The following is a 23,872-nucleotide window of genomic DNA, read 5'->3' as shown; positions in this document are numbered from 1 at the left end:
GATCATGACAACCATCCATTATCGAGAAATTGTATGTGACGGCCACACCTTTAGTGCTGAAGTCGTTGATGAACAATGTACATTTGACTTGCAACAGTTTGCTCAAGCCTGTGGTCAAAGCCCTGACTGGATTCTCCAGCTCATTGAGTACGATATTTTAGCGATTGATACACCACCTGAAAAACATCAGTTTATGGGTGAAGATGTTATCCGCGCTCGTAAAGCATATCGTTTGCAACGTGACTTTGACGCAAGCCTTGCAGCTGTTGCGGTGATGTTAGATTTGATTGATGAAGTGCAACAACTTAGAAAACAGTTGAAGCATTTTCATTGAGGAATAGCATTAATACAGCATAAAACCCTAGTTGAAATCTGATAGTCGAGAAAGCCATCTGCAACCTGCGTGGTATCAATCAGATAATGGTTTTGTAATACTGTTATTTAAAAATAGGTATTGAACAGGTTTTGCAGATGGTAATGGTTTTGCCTACTTTTGCCGAAACAAAAGTAGGTCGAACCGAAGGTTAATGACTATATTAAATAACAAGTTAGCGAGACCCAGTCGTGCAGAAATAAAAATTTACTTCAACCGAGTAATCTTTTCCACTTCCTTTAAAGTCTGCTTAATCGGTTCATATTCCAAAAACCAAAACAAGTTCATACGATCTTGGCGATGCTGCTGCGCCAGTAAATCAATCACACTTTTTTCACCACGCCCCACCAAATGCTGTCTATAAAAATAGTAGAGCAATAAAATGGTACTGAGCAGCATAACCCCAAGCATAATCCAAAAACCTACTGGTGATTTAAGCCCGGGAATAAACTCAAAGTTCATTCCATAAATACCCGTTAAAAGCGTAAGAGGCGCAAACACAGCAGTAATAATGGCAAGAATACGCATGTTCTCATTGGTCTGGTTAGCAATTGCCGAGAAATGCAAATCTATTGCCGATTGAATCGCACTACGTAAACGCAAGGTATGTTTTTGAATACGTTCGACATGACTCATTAAATCATTTAGACGCACTAATAAAAGGTCTTGAGAACTATGCGTCTTCTCACCAATAACATGATGATAGTTTTCTACAATTTCATCACGAAACTCTTGTAAGGTTTCAATTTGTTCTTCACATAAATTTTCGACCTGCTGAAAGGCCATATTTTCATGAAACAATTGATGCCACTGTTTAAACCGCCGATTCCCTTGTAATAGCTGTTGTTGCCAATGCTCGACCCTTCTGGTCAAAGGTGAACGAATATCAAGATAACCATCCACCATACTATTGAGCAGACGTAAACACAGATCTACAGGTGAATTAGGCAGCTTACGGGTTTTATTTTGCTCTTCGAGAGTTTTACATAAAATATTTTCAAGACGCTGAATATAGTTTTCAATCGACTTGTTGCCCTGCTCACGTACGCTAATAAGTACTTTAGGCGTAAAAATAAAACTGATTGGTGTGGTGGCTAAACCAAATACACTCTCATGTGATTCGCCATTTTTAATTTCATCATCCGGCGTTACGAGTTTTCTAAAAATAAGCAGGTCGTATTCTTCAAGCGTATCAAATGCACAAGGATGTTCGATATTCGCAATATCTCGCATATGAAACTCATTAATGGATACATCTGCAAGTTGCTGAATTTTTTGTTGCCATTCTTCATTCTGGCTCACAACATCCGATCTCACACTATCAATCCAGAAAAACTCCAGAATATGTTCAGTGTGCTTTTCACGGCTTAAAAAAACATAGCCGTCGTTTTGATGACGATAAAAATAATAAACCTGCATACTATGTCGATCTATTGGTGTATTACTTGCATCATGCCATAAAAAAAGCCCGCATCAAGCGGACTTTTTTAGTGAGTTAAGCAATTATGCTTGCTCAATATCTTTCATAGTCAATTTGATACGACCACGGTTATCAACGTCTTGAACCTGTACTTTTACTTCCTGACCTTCTTTAAGAACATCAGTTACGTTCGCAATACGCTCATTAGAGATTTGCGAAATATGAAGAAGACCATCAGTACCCGGCATGATGTTTACAAACGCACCGAATTCTACAATACGAATTACTTTACCGTCGTAGATCTTACCTGGTTCAACTTCAGCAGTAATTGCTTGAATTTTCGCAATTGCAGCTTTAGCAGCAGCTTTAGTTTCACCAAATACGCGAACTGTACCGTTATCTTCAATATCAATAGCAGCTTTAGTTTCTTCAGTGATTTGACGGATTGTTGCACCACCTTTACCAATTACATCACGGATTTTATCCGGATTAATTGTAATCACTTCGAATGTTGGAGCATGCATTGAAATTTCAGGACGAGCACGTGAAATTACTTTGTTCATTTCATTAAGGATATGCATACGACCAGCAAATGCTTGGTTTAATGCAACTTCCATAATTTCTTCAGTAATACCTTCGATCTTGATGTCCATTTGAAGTGCAGTAATACCGTTTGCAGAACCTGCTACTTTAAAGTCCATGTCACCAAGGTGGTCTTCGTCACCTAAAATGTCAGAAAGTACTGCGAAACGCTCGCCTTCTTTCACTAAGCCCATTGCGATACCAGCTACTGGTGCTTTAAGCGGAACACCTGCATCCATAAGTGATAATGACGCACCACATACAGAAGCCATTGAAGATGAACCGTTAGATTCAGTAATGTCAGATACAATACGAATAACGTACGGGAAGCGGTCAGCTGCAGGAAGAACTGCTTGAACACCACGACGCGCTAAACGACCATGACCAATTTCACGACGCTTAGGACCAGATTCACGACCTGTTTCACCTACTGAGTAAGCAGGGAAGTTGTAGTGCAACATGAAGTTGTCAGTTTTAGTACCAGCAAGAGTATCAACCATTAATGCATCACGAGTATTACCCAAAGTCGTTGTTACTAACGCCTGAGTTTCACCACGTGTAAATAATGCAGAACCGTGTGCACGCTCAAGTACGCCCACTTGTACATCTAACGCACGAACAGTTTTGGTGTCACGGCCATCAATACGTGGTTTACCAGATAAAATGTTGTCACGTACGGTACGGTATTTAAGATCTTCAAATAAGTAGTCTACTTCGTCAGCAATACCGTCTACATCTTCTTCAGGAACGAATTGAGCAACAGCTTCAGCATGAAGTGCATCTAATGCTGCATAACGATCTTGTTTTACTGCAATGGTATAAGCTTCTGAAATTTTTGCTTCAAATGCTTCTTTTAATTTTGCACGTAATTCTTCGTTGTGTGCAGGAGCAACCCAGTCAGATGGTTTCGCACCAGCAGCAGCTGCAAATTCATTGATCGCTTGAATTGCAATTTGCATTTCGTCATGACCAAAAAGAACCGCACCTAACATTTGGTCTTCTGAAAGTTCTTTCGCTTCAGATTCAACCATCAATACAGCAGACTCTGTACCAGCAACCACAAGGTCAAGGTCAGACTGAGCCATTTGCTCAAAATTCGGGTTTAAAACATATTCGCCGTTGATTAAACCAACACGTGCAGCACCGATTGGACCACGGAATGGAGTACCTGCAATTGCCAACGCAGCAGAAGTACCTAACATTGCTGCAATATCAGCTTCCATCGTTTTGTCAGAAGAAACCACAGTTGCAGTTACCTGAATTTCGTTGTAGTAACCTTCTGGGAACAATGGACGAATTGGACGGTCAATAAGACGTGAAATTAAAGTTTCAGCTTCTGAAGCACGACCTTCACGCTTACCATATCCACCAGGGATACGACCTGCTGCATATTGTTTTTCTTGATAGTTAACTGTTAAAGGGAAGAAATCCTGACCAGCTTTTGCTGTTGGAGCAGCAACTACTGCTACCAATACAGTTACACCACCCATTGTGATTAAAACTGTATTTGCTTGACGTGCAACGCGACCCGTTTCTAAAACGACTTGATGCTGACCGAATTGGAATTCTTTACGAACGATGTTAAACATTGACATGTATTGTATTTTCCTAATTTTATTCTAGTGAGACCCCTAAGGTTTGGCATTCAGGCTACAACTATCGGTAGGTAAATGACAAAGCTTAGAAGCCATCACACTAGACCAAAAATTTTAAATAATATTAAACGCAAAGAAGGAGCGCACAAGCGCCCCTTCTATAAATCGCCTAATGTTTTATTAGACGAAACTTTCTTTTCAGAAACAAAGCATAGCAACATGCGATAAACCGAAAACAAAGCAAAATCGAATTAACGACGTAGACCTAAAGCACCGATCAAAGCAGTGTAACGCTCGTGGTCTTTACCATTTAAGTAGTCAAGCAATTTACGACGCTGGTTAACCATACGGATCAAACCGCGACGGCTGTGGTGGTCGTGTTTGTGAGCTTTGAAGTGACCTTGTAAATCATTGATTTGAGCAGTCAATAAAGCTACTTGTACTTCTGGTGAACCAGTGTCGTTTTCAGCGCGAGCAAATTTAGCAATGATCTCTGCGCGGTCTGCATTAGTTAAAGCCATTCGATTTCTCCGAGATGCTTAAAAAATAAAATGATATGAATCAGTTGAGCGCAACTGACTGCCGTGCATCACTACAGCAAGTTGCCTATTTTAAGGTATCTATATATGGATTGCAAAATAGTTTTCTGTTACCTGTCATTTTAGACACTGACATCAGCCCCTTAACCCTGCACACTTGGCCTTGAATAAAAAGAAAGAAACGCGAGGGACGTGTGAAAATATTTTCGACCAATACCTGTCCGGTACCGAATGACCTTGAATCGGTCATTCATCACAAAGATGAAGTACCTGCCGAACTAGGTGGAATGAGTGAACAGCAAGTTCAAAAAATCTGGAAAAGTATTGAGTCACTCTATAAAACCGGAAACTATCCGCTCATTACTTTTTGCTTACGTCGACAGGGGAAAATTTTATTAAATCGAAGCATTGGCTATGCTCAAGGAAACTCGCCGGCTGGTCTGCAAGAGAATGCACTCATCGCAACGCCAGACACTCCCGTTTGTCTATTTTCAGCATCCAAGATGATTACTGCCATGTTAATTCATCTTTTAGATGAAAAAGGCGAAATCAACTTACTTGACCCGGTGAGCTATTATATTCCCGAGTATGGGGTGAACGGAAAGCGCCGCGCGACAATCTTTCATTTATTATCTCATCGTGGAGGCATTCCTTATGTTGATGGAGATGTCACACCTGAACTGCTTTTTGATAAAGATGAAATTTTAAGGCGCTTATACGCAGCAAGACCTGTTTCTCCAGCAGGAAATCACCTCGCCTATCATGCAGTAACGGCAGGTTATATCTTGGGAGAAATTATTGAACGGGTTACAGGGCAAGACCTTCGCAAATTCGTGCATGAGACCATCGAGAAACCGATGGACATGCCCTATTTTAACTATGGCTTAAAACCAGAATATCGTGCTGAAGTTGCTCTTAATTGTGCAACAGGTTTACATCCTCGCTTAGGAACAGATCATTATCTCAATCATGTACTAGGTGGAGGCTTACAACTCGCTGTAGATGTCACTAATGATAGCCGCTTTATGGATACCATCTGTCCCGCTGGTAATATTTATACCAGTGCAGAACAAGCTGGACGCTTCTTTGAAATGCTTTTAAGTGGGGGAAGCTACCAAGGCAAACAAATTTTAAGCGAGAAAACAATTTTTAGAGCAACACTCCCTACCACAGGAGTTAACATTGACCGAACTTTATTAATACCGATGCGCTACGCCTTAGGACCAATGCTAGGCAGTAATCCGGTAGGCTTATTTGGTCCAATGACTGGACAAGCTTTTGGTCACCTCGGTTTTTCCAATATTTTGTGTTGGGCCGACCCAGAACGTGATATCAGCGTTTCTTTGTTAACCACTGGCAAATCTGTGGTCGGTACCCACCTTCCTGCCCTAGCTAATCTGCTTTATCAAATTTCGACTCAATGTCCACGAATTCCTAGAGATCAACGCCGTTCACTATTTGGTAGTGATTCACATGAAACCGATCTGGTATAGCTAAAATCAACCTAGCGACAAAATAAAAAACCCAAGCATTTCTGCTTGGGTTTTTGGCGCTGTAGTTGTTGTTTATCGTGTTTATCGCTGTTCTTATTGTTATGTGTGAGATGCTTTCCACATCCTTCTTCTCGTTTTACTCACTTCCGTTGTTTTAGTTCTATTTCCTTATGGGATGTATTTTGTCATATCCAATTATGAAGAAAAGTAGTATTTTTCTTATCATCATGTAAGCGAAAACGTACAGGTCTGTCTAATATTTATCGTTTATCTGTAAATGCTAAATAACATACGGTTCTGTATAACATTTAACTTAACAATTCACGCGAAAAATGCTTATTTAAGAATCATATTACAAATAAATATATTAAAAATTATTGAGTTAAATAATTGATAACATAAGCAAGAAATAGGGAGAGTCATCTAAAGATTTATTCTGATATTTTGGTGGGGTTAAGACTTAAATATAAAAAAGCCCTGTAGTCTCTCCCAAAACTACAAGGCTTAGCGGCTGTAAGTTTCCTCTTTATTCACCTACATCATTGTAAGTTCGCAGTCTCTCGACTTAAGTTATTATTATTGTGCGATTTTGCCCGACATTCCTTGCCAAGCTCGTTGTGCGTTTATAATCTCAAAAACAGGGTGGGTTCTCTAGCAGCAAATATCTCGAATCCATGTAAGCTTTTTCTTACAAGGGTAAAAATATTAAGTTTGGCTTAACGAACTAACCGATTAACTTTTTCAACTAAACCGCTTTTTCTTGTCGTGCGAACTGTAAAAGATTGAAGTAACGCCTCTGGATCGACCAATAAACTCACTACTTTTTTGGCTCGTGTAATCGCAGTGTAGATCAACTCTTGGCTTAACAAATTCTTGGCAGCCTGATCAAGAACAACAGCTGTATGGGTAAATTCAGAACCTTGTGATTTGTGAATTGTTAAGGCAAATGCACTTTGAATACTTTTAGGTAGCCGATTTGCAGCAACCCACTTATTTAAACTTGGGAAATACACTTCAAACTGTTGCGGCTGGGCTCTATGTTCAAAACATAAACCAATGTCACCATTTGAAATGCCGAGTTGGTAATCGTTATAAGTCATCATAACCGGACGGCCAACATACCATCCTCCTAAAGTCACAATACCTAGCTGTTGTTGTAACCAGCGTTCGGCATATTGATTGAGTTGCTGCAAGCCAAATGGCCCATGACGTACGGCAGTTAAAATACGGTAGTCATCGAATGACTTAACGATATTTTCAATATGTTCAGTTGAACGATCATCTTGTAAATAAGCTTTTAAGCTTTGCACATAGCCTTGAAAACCCACCATCAATTTTTGGTAGTAAGTTTCTAGCGCTATAGGTGACTCTTCGGGTAAGTATTCAAGCTGAACCACATCGGGCATATCAGCTTCTAAAGGTATTGAACGTAACTCTGAAACTTGAACAATATCGATTTCAAATTGTTGTAAAACTTGCTCATGGTCAATTTGACTGGTTTGCATTTGAATAAATTGGGCAACCTGACCAATCAAAGCCCCTTCCGCAAAACGACGGCTGGTTTGAAGGTGAACACGGTTTTCAGACAAAGCCTCGATTTGCTGTAAATCTGCAAGTACCGCTCCGACGTCTACAGAAGCAAGCTGGTTGGCATCGCCTAATAAAATAATTCGGCAAGACTCAGGGACCGCTTCAAATAATACCGTTGCCAGATTTAAATCCAGCATAGAGGCTTCATCCACCACAATAACGTCATAAGGCAAAGGCTGTTTTTGATTAAACCGTGGAGTTTGACTATGCCCCATACCTAATAATCGATGGATAGTTTGGGTACTTTGGTTTCTTAGCTCGTCACTCATTAACCCCGACTCAAGCAGTTTTGGATCATTAAAGGAGTTTTGTAAGGCTTCTTGCATACGCTGTGCAGCTTTACCCGTTGGAGCAGCCATCGCTACACGAATATGTGGAATTGCCTGACTAAGCACAGCAATAATACGAGCGAGCGTATAGGTCTTACCTGTACCCGGCCCACCTGTAATAATACTTAAGCTCTGCCGAGTCACCATTTGCAAAGCAGCTTGCTGATGAGGATCTGTTAATAAGTCTAAATGCTCTTCACATGAAACAGGTTGAATTGGTTGTTGCTTTAATCGGCGAATTTGCTCAGCTAGACGTTGCTCTAGGTTCCAATATCGGTATAATGCCAACCCCTGCCCGTCGTGGACACAAGGGGCAACTTGAGACTTTGCTTGTTCAGCAGATATCACCAGTTGGCCAAGTGTTTCTATTTGCTCTGGGCTAATCTCAATACAACTGTCACCCTGCAAGCTCGCTTCAATCAGCTGCTGCAAAAAATAAGCTGCCTCTGGAGCTTGTGTCTGTGCAGTAAACGGGGCTTGATTTAGAAAGGTACTCCAAGTCGTTAACCAGCTTAAATCGCTTTGTTCAGGGCTATTTAGATTGTCCACACACTTATCCACCTAGTTTTCCACACGCTTGTCCACATGGTTATAGACAGGCTTATCCACACCCCAAGTATTTGTTAATTTTAAAATTAGATCATTTATCAGCATTTTTTATGCAATTTTATCCTCAGCAAAGTACCCTAAAATAGCATCGAGTCGTAGAACAAATTCTGTACTTGGCTGCCAATAATAATAACCCTGCTCAGCTTCGCCATTCATACCGCGCAAGTAAAGATAAGTCGCCCCACCTAAGTGTTGTTCAATATCATAATTCTGCATTTTGACTTTTAAATAACGATGTAATGCAACCAAATACAGGCCTGCTTGTAGCCAATAGCTGGCTAAAGACATACTTTGTGCAATACTTTCTACACTGTAATCAGCAAGGTTTTCACCCAAGTAGTTACTCTTATAGTCAGCAATGTGATAACGCTGTCCATCAAAATAAACCAAGTCTATCGAACCATTTAAATAGCGTGCAGAACGAGCCTCTAATAACTCTGGCATTTCCATACCATATTCAGCAAACAACTGCTGAATACGTTTCATGGCTAGTACACGATCTGACAGGGCCAAATAAAAAGGACACTCTGATAAATAGTGTTCTGGTTGTAACTGATTTAAACGAAAACCTTGATATAACGGCGTGCTTAAAATCTCTTGCAACCATTCGGCCACAGCGTGATAAAGCGAATATTCTGCTTCTTGTTCTTCGGGAAAGCTTTCTTGGTATTTGATTAATAAATCTTGCCACAAACTACTGTAGTCATTTTTAAAACGACGGCGTATTTCACTTACCCACTCATCTGAACATTGAAAATCAATATGCTCAAAAATTTCATGTAAGAAATTACCTGCGAGCGTCCCTCTTGGAAAATTGCTTTTGATCCAGCTAATTGGCTGTGCTGCGGGCGCCTCAACAGAAATAACCTGATCGAGCTCATCTTCGGCTAAAACAGCTTCATGGCTCTGACTCGCGAGTAAATCTGTACCTACTTTATGTCTTAAATGCTGTGCTAGATAACTAAAACTGGTTTTGCCTCTTGAATAAAAGCGCTGATCAGGAAAATGCTGCGCCTGTATCTCAATAATATTGATGTGTTGATTTAAATGTCTTGCAGCAGGTGGTTGCTCCAAAATTATTTCATCGGTACAACAACGGTGCTGGAATGGTTCAGCTCTGTTTTTCCAAAATGCCAAACCTGAAACAGACTTGCCATCCGTATCTTGTAAGAGCGCATAAACACGATGACTTGCCCGGGTTAAAGCAACGTACCATAGACGGTTTTGTTCCGCCAAAGCCCGTTCTTCATGCTGCTTCAGCTCGGTTTCGTTTAAATATGTTTTATCGGCAATCGCAACAACACGTTGTGTTAGAGTTTGAGCCGACTCCGAAACCGTTATATCTTGGGTCGAGAAGTTAAGTGTTTTGTTATTTTCCCGAAATGGCTTGTCGGCCCCGAGCAAAAAGACAATTTTAAACTCAAGACCTTTTGACTGGTGAATGGTCATGAGCTGTACGCCAGCTTCACTCGACAATCTACGCTCTAACTCCCATTCACGATCAAGCGGTGATTGTAATTGCTTGAGATACCAGTGATAGAGATTTTGCGCGCCCTGATATTTCTCGCTATGTTGGCTCAAAATTTCGGTCAAATGACGCAAGTTCACCACAACCCGCTCATTATCTTTACTCTGGACAGCAACCAGATTTTTCCAAATGCCAAATTGGTTTAAACATTGCTGCCATGCTACTAAAAAGCCCTGAGCTGACCACAATTCCCGAATAGTATCAAAACCCGTCATAAACTGGCTTAAACCTTCGGCCGTTTGTTCGAGTTGCAACAGCTGTTTAAGGTCCATAGCAAATAAACGGCTAATCAAAGCTCGTTTCACTTTGGCCTCATCGTAAGGATGAAGAATCGCAGTGAGTAAGGCCCCAACATCCTGAGCAATTGTGCAATCAAAAACACTTCGTTTTGATGGCCGATTAACTCGTATTCCTAAACGTTCTAATTCAAATTGAACTTTATCAAGACCATCATGATTACGCGACAAGACCGCAATATCATCTTCATTTAAGGTTTGAGTCTGAGCATCTTTTTGAAAATAAAGTTGTCCTGCATGTGACTGATTGAGTAAATCACGTATTTTCCACGCGACTTGCTGTGCTTCCGTTTCCTTGTCTTTTAGCATGAGCCAACGTAAAGGATGCGGATTAGGCTGGTTTTGATCAATTAAAACCGGATGAGGTCGAGTCCCTGCCCGAATCGGGTCATATTGAACCTGTTCACCAAAGTCGATTTGCCTTTGAAATAAGGCATCAACCACTTCAACCAAGTCAGCGACTGAACGGTGGTTATGAATTAACTTATATTCGCGACCATGCTTTGCCTGAATATCTTTATAGGCATTCAAGAAGGTGAGCATATCCCCACCACGGAAACCGTAAATTGCCTGCTTACGGTCACCCACCATAATCATGCAACCTTTTTGGTAACGTTCTGGATGACGCCAAATGCTGGCGAGCATGTCATCTTGGTCTTGGTTGGTGTCTTGAAACTCATCAACCAAAATTAAGGGGTATCGAGCCTGCACAAATACGGCGAAACGTTGCCCCTGCTCACCCTTTAAAGCTTCTGACAAAGTGCGAATTTGCTGAGAAAAAGTCGTCTCGCCCTTGTTTTGTAAAACCTGTGGTAAACGTTTTTTAACCTCTACACACAAATAGGCTTTTAAATAAATATGAAGCTGATCGAACTGTTCAGCATAGTTTTTCAGCACACCAAACAACTGCTGAATCTGCTGAATACAAGGATGCTGATAAAATCCATCCGAAATTTCGGCAGGACATTTCTTGAAAACTTTCTGATCGGCAAGCTGGCCTAAAAACTTAAAAACGAGTTCCCGTTGTATTGCCAAAGACCCATCAAAAACTAAAATACTGTCGCTTTGCTTTAAAACTTGTAATAACTGTGGCAAACATTCACTAAATAACTTATTAAATGCCCCATTACGAAATATTGTGCCGCTTACATGTTTATAGTGGTCGCCATCAAGCGAGTAATACGGTTCTAGAAGACTGATATCAATTTCTGCTGCCAACTGCTTGAGCTGAGCAAGCTGTTCAAACTGAATGGTAGGCTTTTCGGGAAGCTTAAAGTGAGCCGAACTAAAATTCAGTGAGTCTTCGACCAGTTTGACAAAACTGTCGACACTTTTTAACTCACCTGCCAGATACAATGCATCAATCACGGTTTGAGGCTGAGACTGTATCCATTCACGTAAAACATCATGAATCAGTTGTCGGCTATAGGTTTTAGCATCATCGGTAATTTGAGCACGTTCAATTTTGCCACTTTCAAAGGCAAACTCACGTAATAGCTTTTGGCTAAAGCTATCAAGTGTTCCGACAAACAGCTCATCTAACTGATCGATAACGAGCTTTAAACGCTCACAGGCATAGGCAATACGTGTCGCAAAATGCTTGAGAACATGTTGGAGTAATAAGTCAGATTCTTGCTCGGCCTGCAAAAGAATCTCTTTTTCAGTCAAGCTCCGCTTGGCATCTAAGTAACGGTAGGTTTCGACCAAACGTGCACGAATTCGGCTTTTTAACTCAGCCGCAGCCGCACGGGTAAAGGTGGTCGCAATGACTTGGCCCGGTAAATATTTCTCAAGAAAAATACGGACCATTAAACTCGACAGTGTATAGGTTTTCCCGGTACCCGCCGAAGCTTCAATTAAATGCAGTCCACTAAATTCAATATCAATAATAGGTTGATAAGACACCTGTACTCTTGAGTTCATGTCTTACTCCGAATGTTGAAATTGAAAAACCGGATGATACAGGTCATAGGCAAACTCATCACAAGCATGTTGAAGTAATGCTTGTGCATCTTGTTCTTGCAAAATGAAACGCCAGTCTTGATGTAACTTACACGCTTCATTTTGTGTCATATCAATAGAGGTAAATGTCCCCGTTTCATTCCAGTATTTTAACAGCTCCGCATAGCTCTTCTCATCCAGTTTTATTTTTTCTGTCAGATTTGTTGTTTCCCACTGATATGCTTTGGCTTTTTCAAGTGGCTTTAATAATAAAGCTGCTGGTAACACGAGTGGCTGCTGTTGAGCATAACGCCAGATTTTAAACCACGGTTGTAAATACTGCCGAGCTTGCTCTGAACTAATACCCTTACAGATGACGGTTTGGTCACTAAAAACCACAATACGGCGTCTTTCAGTTCCTGCACTTCCTTCATTTAAATAGGCCAACCAAAGCAGGTACTCTAACCAGACTTTTGCACGTCTTTTTGCCCGAGCACTTGATGCTTCCATACTGACCCAATCCTGAGTTTCAGATTTTGGTACCGTAATATTCATATGTAGCTGTTTGGCAATTCGCCACACACGCTGAGTCGTTTGTGTCATGGCTGGCGCGTAATGATGAAGGCGCTCAAGCAAACATTCCTGTTCAAAAATGCCCTGTTGCCATGCGCTGTATTGAACTTTGCCTACAGGCAACTGATCAAGTAGAACTTCAGGCTGTGCCTGCTGTTCGTTTTGCTGTAAAAAATGTCGAATGGTATAACGGCCCAAACCATCTAAAAGCAAAGGTTCATTCTGATCTAATACGCTTACATTTCCTAAGTTTTCTACGCCTAAAGTTTTTAAATATAAACGTGCGGGGAAAGTCACATCCTGTATCCACTGATGGCTGTCTAAAACCAACATGTCAGGTATTTCTAAAGGATAAGATATATTTGCCCAAGGCTTAAGAACACCGGAAGCTTGCTGAATTTGCATCGCAACGTTAAACCAGTGATCTTGATAACGAATATAGCGGTTCTCGGCCATAAAACCTTTCGGGTCAAACGGCTGTAAATAATGTAAGTGATAGAGCTGTTTTAATTGAGAGGGAATTTCAATACCTTCAATCACTTCTCGATCGGGTGCATTTGGTTCTGGCTTTACAATAAGTGCAAGATGCTCACGGAACTCTTGAAGAATACTAGAAGGATCTCTCACCTCACCGTCATTGACATCAAAGCCGTTATAAAACAGCCATAAGTTTTCTTGAGCTAAAAGTAAGGCGTCTAAGAAAGCGCCTTGGTCATCCTCAAGACGGGAACGGTCACCTAATTGTTGACGTAAGGCATCCATCAAATCAAATGGCACATGGGTGTCTCGATTTGGAAACTGCCCTGCATCAAGGTTCAACATCACAATTAAACGATAAGGCAAAGGACGAATTTGTCCAATCTGGGCAAAGGTAATCTGTCCAGTCGGTTCAGCTTGAGCTGTTTGATTTTCTAAAGTTCGCTGAACCTCATCTAGAATATAAGGCAAAGGCAAGGTGATTTTACGTAAGGTGCCTGTTTCTGTCTCGGCATAGTAGCTTGCGAGCGTTAACATACGCTCTTGTTTTTTTACAATTTCCCGCGCAGTTTTTAAAGCAGCAACACCAGCCTGCTCAAACTCGATAATATCTTGCGAGAGTATTTGCAGCCAGTATTCCACCGTATGACTTTTTTTCTGCTCATGCATAATGAGCCAGTCACGGCGTTCATTTAAATCTTGATAAATTTGAATGAGTGTACCAATAAGCTCAAAATCGCCCGGTTGAACCTTAGCGTAACTCAGCACCTGATTAAATGTAGCATGTTCGGGAATTGCTATGCCGAGCGCTAACCGCTCTAAAGCAAATTTAAAGCTATATCGATAATCATCATCGCCGTCACATAAACTACGTTTCAGATGTTCTGCATCAAGCCCACGTTTAAACCCTGCATCGGCAAGTAAATTTAAAATTCGCTCTACTTGAGCATATTCAAGTGCATAACGCTGTTGAGTCGCGTGTAAACCAAGCCAGTCAGCAAACTCATCAAAGCTAAATCGCCCTTGCATAAGGTGAATACGCCCAATCACGGCACGCCATGCATTAAGTGCATCGAGTGAGGCAATTCCTGCTATTTTGACAGGCAAATGCACGCCTTGCTCAGTCGCTGTAGCAGGAAAAACACTTCGTATTAAAGGCTCTACTTCTACCAAATTAGGAACTAAAACCAAAATATCATTTGGACGACGCGGCTGTTCGTGCGGTTTTGCCAACCAGCCAATCAATTGTTCTTTCAATACTTCAAGTTGCCGTAATGTCGAGTGGCAGACATGAATCTGAATTGAGTCATCGTTAGGGGCAAGCTCATACTGCTTTGCTTGGGGTTCCACCAAGTGCAAAATATCTGACTGAACTTTGCCAAGTAAACTTTCAGGAAAATCATCGACAAAAGCATCCACCCACTTACCTTCTTCACCTGTAGACAAGTTTGAGAGTAATGAGAAGTGGTCGCGGGCTTGTTTGCCCAATCTGGTTAACAGTGGATGTCTTGACTCACGCGCCTCAGCATTAAAATTAAGCGTAAATTTATTAAAGAAATCGGCAATTTCCGCATCGGTCGCTTGGGGGTTCTTCGCTATAAAACGCTCTTTTACCCCTAAGTCATAGCGCTGTTTCCAGAGTGGGTCGACACTATCGGCCCAATATTCTTGCGAAGGGTTATAGTGCAAAATCAAAACATCAATGTATTGCCCTAAACGACGTAAAAACTGAAGCTGGCTGGGCGGTAAATCCAGTAAAGTAAAAATGACAATTTGCTGTGGCAAACGAGACAGTGCTTTCTTCTGGCGCTCAGGATGCTCTAACTGTTGCCAAAACAACTCATCAATTTGCTGCATTTGCATAAAATCATCATGAAAATGCTGCTGCCATAACCAGCGCTGCCAACGTTCTAACTCTTGGGTTTGCTGCAAAGTAAATGCCGAAACTTCTTTATCTTTATGGGCAATATACTTTTCGATATCGAGTGATCGTCCTTGTCCCCATGCTGCTAACCAGTTATTTGGACAAGTACACATATTTTCACAACCACGCTGGCACTGTCCTCGATAGACCATGTAGTTACTAAATAAATCGGCAACCTGCTCGGCAACCCAATACAACATTTTTTGCTTTTTTAGCTGCTTCTCAATACCTTGTTCAAGCCGATCTGCGCTGTCATAAATACGTTGAACAATAGAATGCAGTGGATGAGAGCTATCTATGCTCATGACATCAGGCTGAATAAATTCCTGTAAGGCTTGATGTACACGCCATTTAAAAATCAAGCGTGGAATATTGGCTTTACGAACCTGCTCCTTATGTGCCGTGAGGACCTGTTGATAGGCATACCACTGAAACCCGCGCACACGTTGGTGAAACTGGTAATTGGCACTCATTCCTTGCTGTTCTGCAAGTTTTTGTATCAGCCACTGCTCGATGGCAGGACTTGGCACAATGAAATGCTGGGCTTTCAAAACCTGTAATGGATGCGTTGACGGCTGGGACGTAGATGCCAGTACGCCCTGCAACAACACATCAATACGTTGACTTTGAATAACATGGATACCCATTTATTTCATATCCTACTCGCATAATTTATGCACAAAATCATAAACATTCATTACTATACAACTGAATCTGACTATGTCACGTTGGTTTAAACACAGCATAATCTCATTTTAGGTGTCACTTACCTTGTGTTGGCAAGGCACCTTCAAGGAACACATTACAGGTAAAACATTATGAAAATTGATAACATTCCTGACTATATTGATCCTAGCCTAAATCTGGAACAAATTCGCGATGAGTGCCAAGAACTCATTCAGAAGAGAGCTTACGTCTCTGCTGGTGCAGCAATTGTACCCATTCCTTTTTTTGACGTGGTAGTAGATTTGGGAATTTTGTCACAGCTTATTCCCGATATTAATTCCCGTTTTGGTTTAGCGCCTGAACATGTCAGTGTCTATGATCCAAAAACAAAAACAATTCACTGGGATGAATTACGAAAACGCGGCTTTCAATTTTCAGGCTTTGTGGTCGCTCGCACTACCGTTAAAAAAACCTTTAACGGTTTCTTTGGAAAGATTGTTACCAAACAAGTGACAAAATTCGTTCCACTAGGTGGGCAACTTGTCGCAGCAAGTTTAGGCTATTTTATGATGAAAAAAATAGCCCAAACTCATCTAAATGACAGCTACAACCTTGCTAAACGTATTCAACAAAAAAGTCGTGGCGCGGTTGTAAACTAAAATCCAACTTACGGCTGAGAGTTTAATCTGCTCTCAGCTGTTTTAAAATAGCTCTTAACACTTCCAAGCGTGCAGTATATTTATCGTCTGTTGCGACAATATACCAAGGCGCATATTCGGTACTGGTCCGCTCAAACATATCTGCGGCCGCCTTTAAATAATCATCCCACTTATCACGGTTACGCCAATCTTCGGCAGTAATTTTAAAGCGTTTGTGCGGTGTCTCTTCTCTGGCTTTAAAACGTTGCTCTTGCTCATCTTTACTAATTGCCAGCCAAATTTTTACCACAATCGTTTGACTATCAAATAAGTCTTTTTCAAAGCGATTGATTTCATCATATGCCCTTTGCCATTCGATAGGTGAAGCAAATCCTTCAACACGCTCTACCAGCACACGGCCATACCAGGTACGGTCAAAAATGGTAATTTTTTCAGCTTCATTAATACGATTCCAAAAACGCCACAAATACGGGTGTCTTGCTTCGAAACGTTCAGGCGCCCCGATACAGTGAATATCATATTCACGCGGGTCTAAGTTTTTAACAATTCGCTTGATGGCACCTCCTTTACCCGCAGCATCCATCCCTTCAAATGCAATCACCACATTGCGTTTATCAAAGCGCATGGTATCGGCAATTTTTTTACTGAGTTTATCGAGCTCTTTTTTATATTCGGCTTTATCCATTTTTTCCTGAGCAGGTTTTAATAAACTCTCGGGAATTTTTGCCTGCTGCCATTTACCTTTGACTTCAGTTTCATGTTCAGGCAGCTGACGCATGTGTTGTAAAAGATACTGAGCAAAAAATTGATCGCGCTGTTTTTCATCTTCCCCATCAATAATGTACCAATCGTCGGTAAAGCGACGGCGTAGCTTTTGCAAAGTGTCATATTGTTTTTTATTACGCCAGTCTAGGCCGTGAAGCTTATGCCAATGCTGTTCAGATGGGTCTATTTTATCTAACCGTTTTTGGAGTGATTTCCACGAAAGATCAAACCAAACCTTAATGACATCGACATAGTTATTTTTTAGGTCCTGTTCAAACGCCCGCATATTTTCAACATAAGCATCAAAACGCGCATCATCCAAAGGTTCTGACACATGAGTTGCCGTAACCAACAAATCGCTATACCAGTTGCCAAACATCACCACAATTTGGCCTTCAGTCGGAATAAATGCTGAATAAGACTGCCAGAATGCTTCAGAGTCTGTCAGCACACGTGGTGCATCTGCTTTCACCCGCAGATATCTTGGATCTAGCCACTCACGAAGCTGTTTAACCGCCTCCCCTTTTCCAGCTAACTCGATACCACTCATTAAAATGAGTGTGCTTTTGGCATTGGGTTTTCCTCGGCTTTCTTTTAAAGCATATTGTGCTTCAATTAAATCAACTGAAAGCTGTTCTTCGTCTCGTATTTCAAATTTTGGTTGTTGTTCACTCATGGTCCACTGCTCTAATCTTTTTATTTAATTTCGCCATTATTTAACTTATGCGCTTGGGTGATGAATTGCTATACAAATTATGTCATTGCAACATGATTTAACCTGAAAATTGACGCATAAATCATTTTTTTTACATCTACTCGCCATAGTAGAAGGTTACAATGCCTCTTATGATTTTTTGTAAATAGCCCAATATTAGAGCCTTACATGTCTAAACTCGCTGCTTTTGATGAACTTTTACAACAATATAAAACATTTAATTATCACGACAATCCAGTGCTTGCCCAACGTTTGCAAGATGTACAAACATGGCTAAAAGAACGGATGAAAGAGACGCATCACGACTTTTTTAATTTGCCAGAACACAAACTGATGGCTCAGTACTTTTTAAACCGTTTATATGGTGGACCAGAGTTCGATGCGCTTGCAGCACAAATTGAACGTTTATTGAAATATGCACATAAAGCAGAAAAGGTTTTACCTGAAAACGCAATTAAGACAGGTACAAAGTCGGTAAGTTTGGCTGTACTTGCCACTCAACTTGATGAACAAGTAGCAATGCAGCTTCTTGAAGACTATCCGGCAGATACCGTACTTACCGACGAGATCATGCGCTTAACCTTAATCAAGCTTGATCAGGCTGAAGCCCGTTACCAACAGCTTGCCCTTCTTGACGATTTAGGAGTAGCACTCGATAAATACATGCGTTCATTTATGATCTTTACTGCTTTTAAAATGTGTAAAGGTATTGCACAAAAATATCACTTCGAATTGATGTATGATTTTATTCAAGATGGTTTTAGCGCAATGAAACCTTTAAAATCGGCTGAGGCCTTTATTAAAACTTTTACGGAAAAAGAACGCCAGATTGTTGAAAAAGTACATTCAGGACATCCGAATCCGTTTAGAGTGTGATAAGGTCGGCACATAGAAAAAACTCAACCTCACGAAGTTGAGATTTTATTCATTATATTTGCATGATGATGCCTGTAAAAATAGACAAAATCTGTCATTATGCAGAACTTATTCCGTTTCACTTGAGTTTGAGTCTAGGAGAGACAATATGTCTAACGAAAACCAAAAGCCAACATCTCCAACTGAGCAGGCACAAAGTTCAGACAAAGTTAGCCCATTCCTAAGCTCACCGTTACCGCAAGGTACCCCTCAAGGGCAACAACAATCTTTACAGCAAACCTTAACAGATACACCTGTTAGCGGTTCTGTACCGAAATACAATTTACCACGTGGTGCAGGCAACACTGGCAACGTTGGTGAAACAACACACTTTGGTTATTCAACAGTTCGAACTGAAGACAAAGCACAAAAAGTTGCTGAAGTTTTCCACTCGGTTGCAAGCAAATATGACTTGATGAATGACTTGATGTCATTTGGTATTCACCGCTTATGGAAACGCTTTGCAATTAACATGTCTGGTGTTCGCCGTGGTCAACATGTGTTAGACATTGCGGGTGGTACAGGCGACTTAGCAAAAGTATTTAGCCGTGAAGTGGGCCCGCAGGGTCATGTTGTACTTTCAGACATTAACGAATCTATGCTCAATGTTGGCCGTGATCGTCTAATTGATGCAGGCTGTACCAATGTCGATTTTGTACTTGCCAATGCTGAAACTTTAGAACCTTTTGCAGATAACAGCTTTGACCTTGTTACCATTAGCTTTGGCTTACGCAACGTGACAGACAAAGATGCTGCACTTGCTTCTATGTTCCGTGTGCTTAAGCCAGGTGGTCGTTTACTTGTTCTTGAGTTCTCTAAACCAGTATTTGAGCCATTCTCAAAACTTTATGACCTCTACTCATTCACTGCTTTACCGATTATGGGTAAATTGGTTGCCAATGACTCAGAAAGTTATAAGTACTTGGCTGAATCAATTCGTATGCACCCAGACCAACGTACCTTAAAAGGTATGATGGAAAATGCTGGCTTCCAGAACTGTGACTATCACAACCTGACTGGCGGTATTGTTGCTGTTCACCGCGGTTTTAAACTGTAAGGGATAACGATATGTGGTCGATTCTGGCACTCGGTGCAGTCGAACGTATCATTCATCATCTGATCGATTTGGATGCATTAACCCGCATTCAGCTCAATCAGCTACAGGGCAAAATGTTGCGTGTTATCATCGATAGCCCGCAACTTTCTGTTGATGTATTCTTTGACCAAGAAAAAGTACGTCTTGAACCTACCGTTACAGGGCACAGTGAAAAGCCATCTATTTTTGAGCAGCGCCCTTTTGATCCACAATTTAAAATTTCTGAAGCCACTGCAACTTTGCATGTCAAAGATGTCGTTGAACTGATCAAATTATTATTAAGCGATCCAGACCAAATTGGTAATATCCCGCTTCAAGGTGATTATCACCTCTTGCAGGATATTCAAAAAATTATGCAGCAAGCTGAACCTGATTTAGCTGCGCATCTATCAAAATGGGTTGGTCCTCAACTCGCTCACGAAATCGGTAAGATTCAACTTGCACCAAAACATTTAAAGCGCTCTCTTCAAAGTCATCTATTTTTTGCTGAAGATGCCTTAAAAGAAGACAGCGGTTTATTTGCCCCACGTTGGGAAATGGACGATTTAAATCAGGCTACGCGTAAGCTTAATCAAGACATTGATCGTCTAGAAGCTAAATTGCAGCAGCTCAATGCACAACTACAACCCACTCAAGACTAGGTAAGACTTTATATGATTCCGCACGTTTCACGTTTACTCGAACTTTGGCGTATTGCAGCGCACTATAGACTCGATACGTTGTTCCCTGCGGATGAATTACCTGTTAAAGCTAAGCATGCATTGAACATTATAAAAATGCATCCGGCAGCATGGTCTAGTCGTGAACGCAAAAATCCTTTAAAGCTTAAAGAAGCTTTAGAAGATATGGGGCCGCTTGCAATTAAGCTTGGACAACTCCTGTCAACCCGTCGTGATTTGATTCCACCTGAAATACTCGCCCAACTGGTTTTACTTCAAGATCAAGTCAAACCTTTTGATGGAGAAGTTGCCAAACAACGTATTCAAGATTCTTTAAAAGCAGATGTAAATACACTGTTTGCCCGCTTTGATGATCAACCACTTGCAGCAGCCTCAATTGCACAAGTCCATACAGCGGCGCTACATGATGGACGTGAAGTTGTTGTTAAAGTTACTCGTCCAGACATTCGTAGCCAGATTTTACAAGACTTTGAAATTCTGGCTTGGCTAGGCAACACCTTAGAAAGTCGTCTTGAAGCTGCCCGTGCATTACATTTATCTGAAATTATTCAAGACTACCGCCAAATCATTTTAAATGAGCTGGACTTAAGTATTGAAGCAGATAACACCCGTCGTATGCGTCATTACTTCACTGGTTCAACCATGATGTATGTGCCAGAAGTCTACATGGACACCAAAGATGTCATGGTGGCTGAGCGTATTACTGGTGTCCCTATTTCAGATACGGCAACCTTTGACCGTTTAGGTATGGACCGCGCACAACTTGCAGAAAAAGGGTTAACCATTTTCTTTACGCAAGTATTCCGCGATAACTTTTTCCATGCCGACATGCACCCCGGCAATGTCTTTGTAGAAACCATCAACCCAAGCAATCCACGCTTTATTGCACTGGACTGTGCAATTATGGGTGAGCTTTCTAAGCACGACCAAATGACGGTTGCCCGCATGTTGCTTGCTGTCATGAACAGCAACTTTATGCAGCTCATTCAAATTGTGCATCAAGCTGGCTGGATTCCACCGGGTACAGACCAAGACGCGTTAGCACGTGAAATGCGCCGTACTGTTGGACCAATGGTGTCTAAGCCAATGGACCAGCTTGATTTTGCGGGTATCTTAATTCAAGTGATGGATATTGCCCGTCGCTTCCATTTAGAAATCCCGCCACAACTCATGCTGCTACTCAAAACTTTGGTGCATGTAGAAGGCCTAGGTACGGACCTTTATCCGCAGCTCGACATCTGGAAATTGGCAAAACCAATTTTGACAGAATGGGTCAAATCTAATATGAACCCAGTCAAAAATGTAAAAGAGCTTGGTCAGCAATTACCAGACCTGCTTTTAGGCGCTCAAGATTTCCCAAGTTTAATTATTGATAGCTTAAATGGTTTAAAAAATCAGTCTGCTTGGCAAGATCGTCAGTTACGTGAAATTCAACAGCTTCGTTTACAAATGGAACACCAACAACGTCGTAGCTGGATGTTTGGCAGTACTATGCTGATTTTGCTAACCATTGCGATTATTAGCCCTTGGTTTGTATCTATTATTTTGATTGTGTTGAGCAGCTTATTGGCGCTGTGGCGTGTATTGAAATAACTTCCAAGTCCTTTGCTCATGCAAGGGATTTTTTATGGGTAAAACTTATAATTTAAAAAAATATAGATCGATTATCCGTTCATTGCTAAATTTAGCTTTATGAATGCTTGAAAAGAACAAACAATGAAAACACCTCATTTTGCCATTATTGGTGCAGGCACGGCAGGTTTAGCCACTGCGATTTTGCTCGCCCGTGAAGGCAACCACGTTACTATTTTTGAACAAATTGATGAGTTATCTCCAGTAGGTGCAGGTTTACTGCTACAACCTGCGGGCTTAGCCGTATTTGAGCACTTAGGTGTGCTCGACAAAGCCCTAACCTTAGGTGCGAAAGTCACAGGCTTAGAAGGACAACTTCCAGACAAGCGTCTTTTAGTTAACAGTCACTATCGCGAAGCATCAACAAATCTTTATGGTCTAGGTATACACCGAGCCACTTTATGTCACGTTCTCACTCAAAAACTTAGCGAATATTCAAGCCAGATTACTTGGTGCATGAATCATTCCGTTGAAAGTTTTGTAGAACATAACGATGAAGTTCGGCTATTCGGCAGTCATCAAAATCAAAAGTTTAATGCTTGCTTTGATGGCCTACTCATTGCCAATGGTGCTCGTAGTCAATTACGCCCTAAAGCGTGGGTAAAGGTTGACAAAGCTTATCCTTGGGGGGCTGCGTGGAGTATCGTGCCCGAGTGCCAAGTGCTCGATTCTGAAATTCTGCATCAATTTTATGATCGCTCGAAAATTATGATGGGAATTCTTCCTACGGGAGCGATTCCAACCGAACCTCAACAGCGCCTTTCAAGTGTTTTTTGGAGCTTACCTACGCCACAATTACAAAGCTTTTTGCAAGATGAGCAGGCTAAACAAGCTTGGTTAAAGCAAGTCTCAGAACGTTGGCCCAAAGTTGCAGAGTGGCTCAAAGAAATTTTGTATAACAGTCAAACTCAGCCCAAATGGCTATCTGCAAACTATCGTGATGTCGTCATGACTCAATTTGGTCAAGGTCGAATTGGAGTAATTGGAGATGCAGCTCATGCGATGAGCCCACAGTTGGGTCAAGGGGCCAATATGGCATTATTAGATGCTTGGGCTTTTTCTCAATCATTGCAACATGCTCAAAAAAACCAGAATATTGATTGGTCCCTGCTCTGGCAGCATTATCACCAGCTTCGCGGTTCATCTACCCAGTTTTATCAATTCCTTAGTCGCTTACTAACACCACTTTATCAATCTGACCATTGGTGGGCGGGAGGTTTAAGAGATTTAGTTTTCCCTTGGATGTATCAAATTCCTTATTTTCGAAAAGAAATGGCCATCACAATTTCAGGCTTAAAAACAGGGCCATTCCGCCATCTTGAATATGATCAAGTAGCTCAATTACCTAAAGAAAGCAGTGCGTTTCATTTAAAAAGTGAATCTCTGACTGATTTTTAAAAGTAGCCGAGCACAAGCTGCTCATTACGCTGGGAGAGACAAAAAGGACAAAGAATTTTTCCGCAAAGTGGCGTTGA

The 23,872-nt window shown here is 41.2% G+C and carries 15 protein-coding genes; 8 read left to right on the top strand and 7 right to left on the bottom strand.

Annotation, left to right across the window (positions count from 1 at the left end; translation table 11 throughout):
* Positions 1-4 precede the first annotated feature (4 nt).
* Positions 5-334, top strand: coding sequence for a chaperone modulator CbpM (locus GO593_RS08320; protein ID WP_000207459.1), 330 nt, complete (start codon positions 5-7; stop codon positions 332-334).
* A 246-nt stretch (positions 335-580) separates the two neighbouring features.
* Here GO593_RS08320 and GO593_RS08315 read toward each other — a convergent pair whose 3' ends face one another.
* The 3 genes from GO593_RS08315 to rpsO all read right to left on the bottom strand — a co-directional run bounded on the left by GO593_RS08315 (position 581) and on the right by rpsO (position 4,491).
* Complete coding sequence (locus tag GO593_RS08315) at positions 581-1,792, bottom strand: magnesium transporter CorA family protein (protein ID WP_001198549.1); 1,212 nt, start codon at positions 1,790-1,792, stop codon at positions 581-583.
* 84 nt (positions 1,793-1,876) lie between these two features.
* Positions 1,877-3,964: a polyribonucleotide nucleotidyltransferase gene (gene pnp / locus GO593_RS08310; RefSeq protein ID WP_001985790.1), complete on the bottom strand. Its 2,088-nt coding sequence runs from the start codon at positions 3,962-3,964 to the stop codon at positions 1,877-1,879.
* Positions 3,965-4,221: 257 nt separating this feature from the next.
* A complete protein-coding gene (gene rpsO, locus GO593_RS08305) occupies positions 4,222-4,491 on the bottom strand; it encodes a 30S ribosomal protein S15 (protein WP_001229357.1) in 270 nt (89 codons plus the stop codon).
* 212 nt (positions 4,492-4,703) lie between these two features.
* Between rpsO and GO593_RS08300 the strand changes: the two genes are divergently transcribed.
* On the top strand, positions 4,704-6,002 hold the full coding sequence (locus tag GO593_RS08300) for an EstA family serine hydrolase (protein WP_000689275.1): 1,299 nt from the start codon (positions 4,704-4,706) through the stop codon (positions 6,000-6,002).
* Between the two features lie 716 nt (positions 6,003-6,718).
* On the opposite strand, the gene recD is transcribed toward GO593_RS08300, so the two are convergent.
* From recD to GO593_RS08285, 3 genes are all read right to left on the bottom strand, one after another.
* Positions 6,719-8,470, bottom strand: coding sequence for an exodeoxyribonuclease V subunit alpha (gene recD / locus GO593_RS08295; RefSeq protein ID WP_000369439.1), 1,752 nt, complete (start codon positions 8,468-8,470; stop codon positions 6,719-6,721).
* A 108-nt stretch (positions 8,471-8,578) separates the two neighbouring features.
* Entirely contained in the window at positions 8,579-12,277 is a 3,699-nt protein-coding gene (locus GO593_RS08290) for a UvrD-helicase domain-containing protein (protein ID WP_001088734.1), read from the bottom strand.
* Positions 12,278-12,280: 3 nt separating this feature from the next.
* A complete protein-coding gene (locus GO593_RS08285; RefSeq protein WP_000511246.1) occupies positions 12,281-15,916 on the bottom strand; it encodes an exodeoxyribonuclease V subunit gamma in 3,636 nt (1,211 codons plus the stop codon).
* Positions 15,917-16,087: 171 nt separating this feature from the next.
* Here GO593_RS08285 and GO593_RS08280 point away from each other — a divergent pair, with 171 nt between their 5' ends.
* Entirely contained in the window at positions 16,088-16,594 is a 507-nt protein-coding gene (locus tag GO593_RS08280; protein ID WP_000687235.1) for a hypothetical protein, read from the top strand.
* A gap of 22 nt (positions 16,595-16,616) precedes the next feature.
* Here the strand turns inward: GO593_RS08280 and pap are convergent, their stop codons facing one another.
* The gene (gene pap / locus GO593_RS08275; protein ID WP_000003544.1) at positions 16,617-18,035 is read right to left on the bottom strand and encodes a polyphosphate:AMP phosphotransferase; all 1,419 of its coding nucleotides are present in this window, start codon (positions 18,033-18,035) and stop codon (positions 16,617-16,619) included.
* Between the two features lie 207 nt (positions 18,036-18,242).
* On the opposite strand from pap, the gene GO593_RS08270 reads away from it, so the two are divergent.
* From GO593_RS08270 to GO593_RS08250, 5 genes are all read left to right on the top strand, one after another.
* Positions 18,243-18,950: an FFLEELY motif protein gene (locus GO593_RS08270; protein WP_000039805.1), complete on the top strand. Its 708-nt coding sequence runs from the start codon at positions 18,243-18,245 to the stop codon at positions 18,948-18,950.
* Between the two features lie 148 nt (positions 18,951-19,098).
* Positions 19,099-20,046 (top strand): bifunctional demethylmenaquinone methyltransferase/2-methoxy-6-polyprenyl-1,4-benzoquinol methylase UbiE, encoded by a 948-nt coding sequence (ubiE, locus tag GO593_RS08265; protein WP_000064213.1) that lies wholly within the window; start codon positions 19,099-19,101, stop codon positions 20,044-20,046.
* 11 nt (positions 20,047-20,057) lie between these two features.
* Entirely contained in the window at positions 20,058-20,726 is a 669-nt protein-coding gene (locus GO593_RS08260; protein ID WP_000269705.1) for a ubiquinone biosynthesis accessory factor UbiJ, read from the top strand.
* Positions 20,727-20,738: 12 nt separating this feature from the next.
* Complete coding sequence (locus GO593_RS08255) at positions 20,739-22,358, top strand: ABC1 kinase family protein (protein WP_000612218.1); 1,620 nt, start codon at positions 20,739-20,741, stop codon at positions 22,356-22,358.
* 123 nt (positions 22,359-22,481) lie between these two features.
* Positions 22,482-23,795, top strand: coding sequence for an FAD-dependent oxidoreductase (locus GO593_RS08250; protein WP_000856567.1), 1,314 nt, complete (start codon positions 22,482-22,484; stop codon positions 23,793-23,795).
* The last annotated feature ends 77 nt before the right edge of the window (positions 23,796-23,872 follow it).

The sequence above is a fragment of the Acinetobacter baumannii genome (assembly GCF_009759685.1).
Classification (GTDB): domain Bacteria; phylum Pseudomonadota; class Gammaproteobacteria; order Pseudomonadales; family Moraxellaceae; genus Acinetobacter; species Acinetobacter baumannii.
This window is presented reverse-complemented; position numbering and strand designations above follow the sequence as displayed.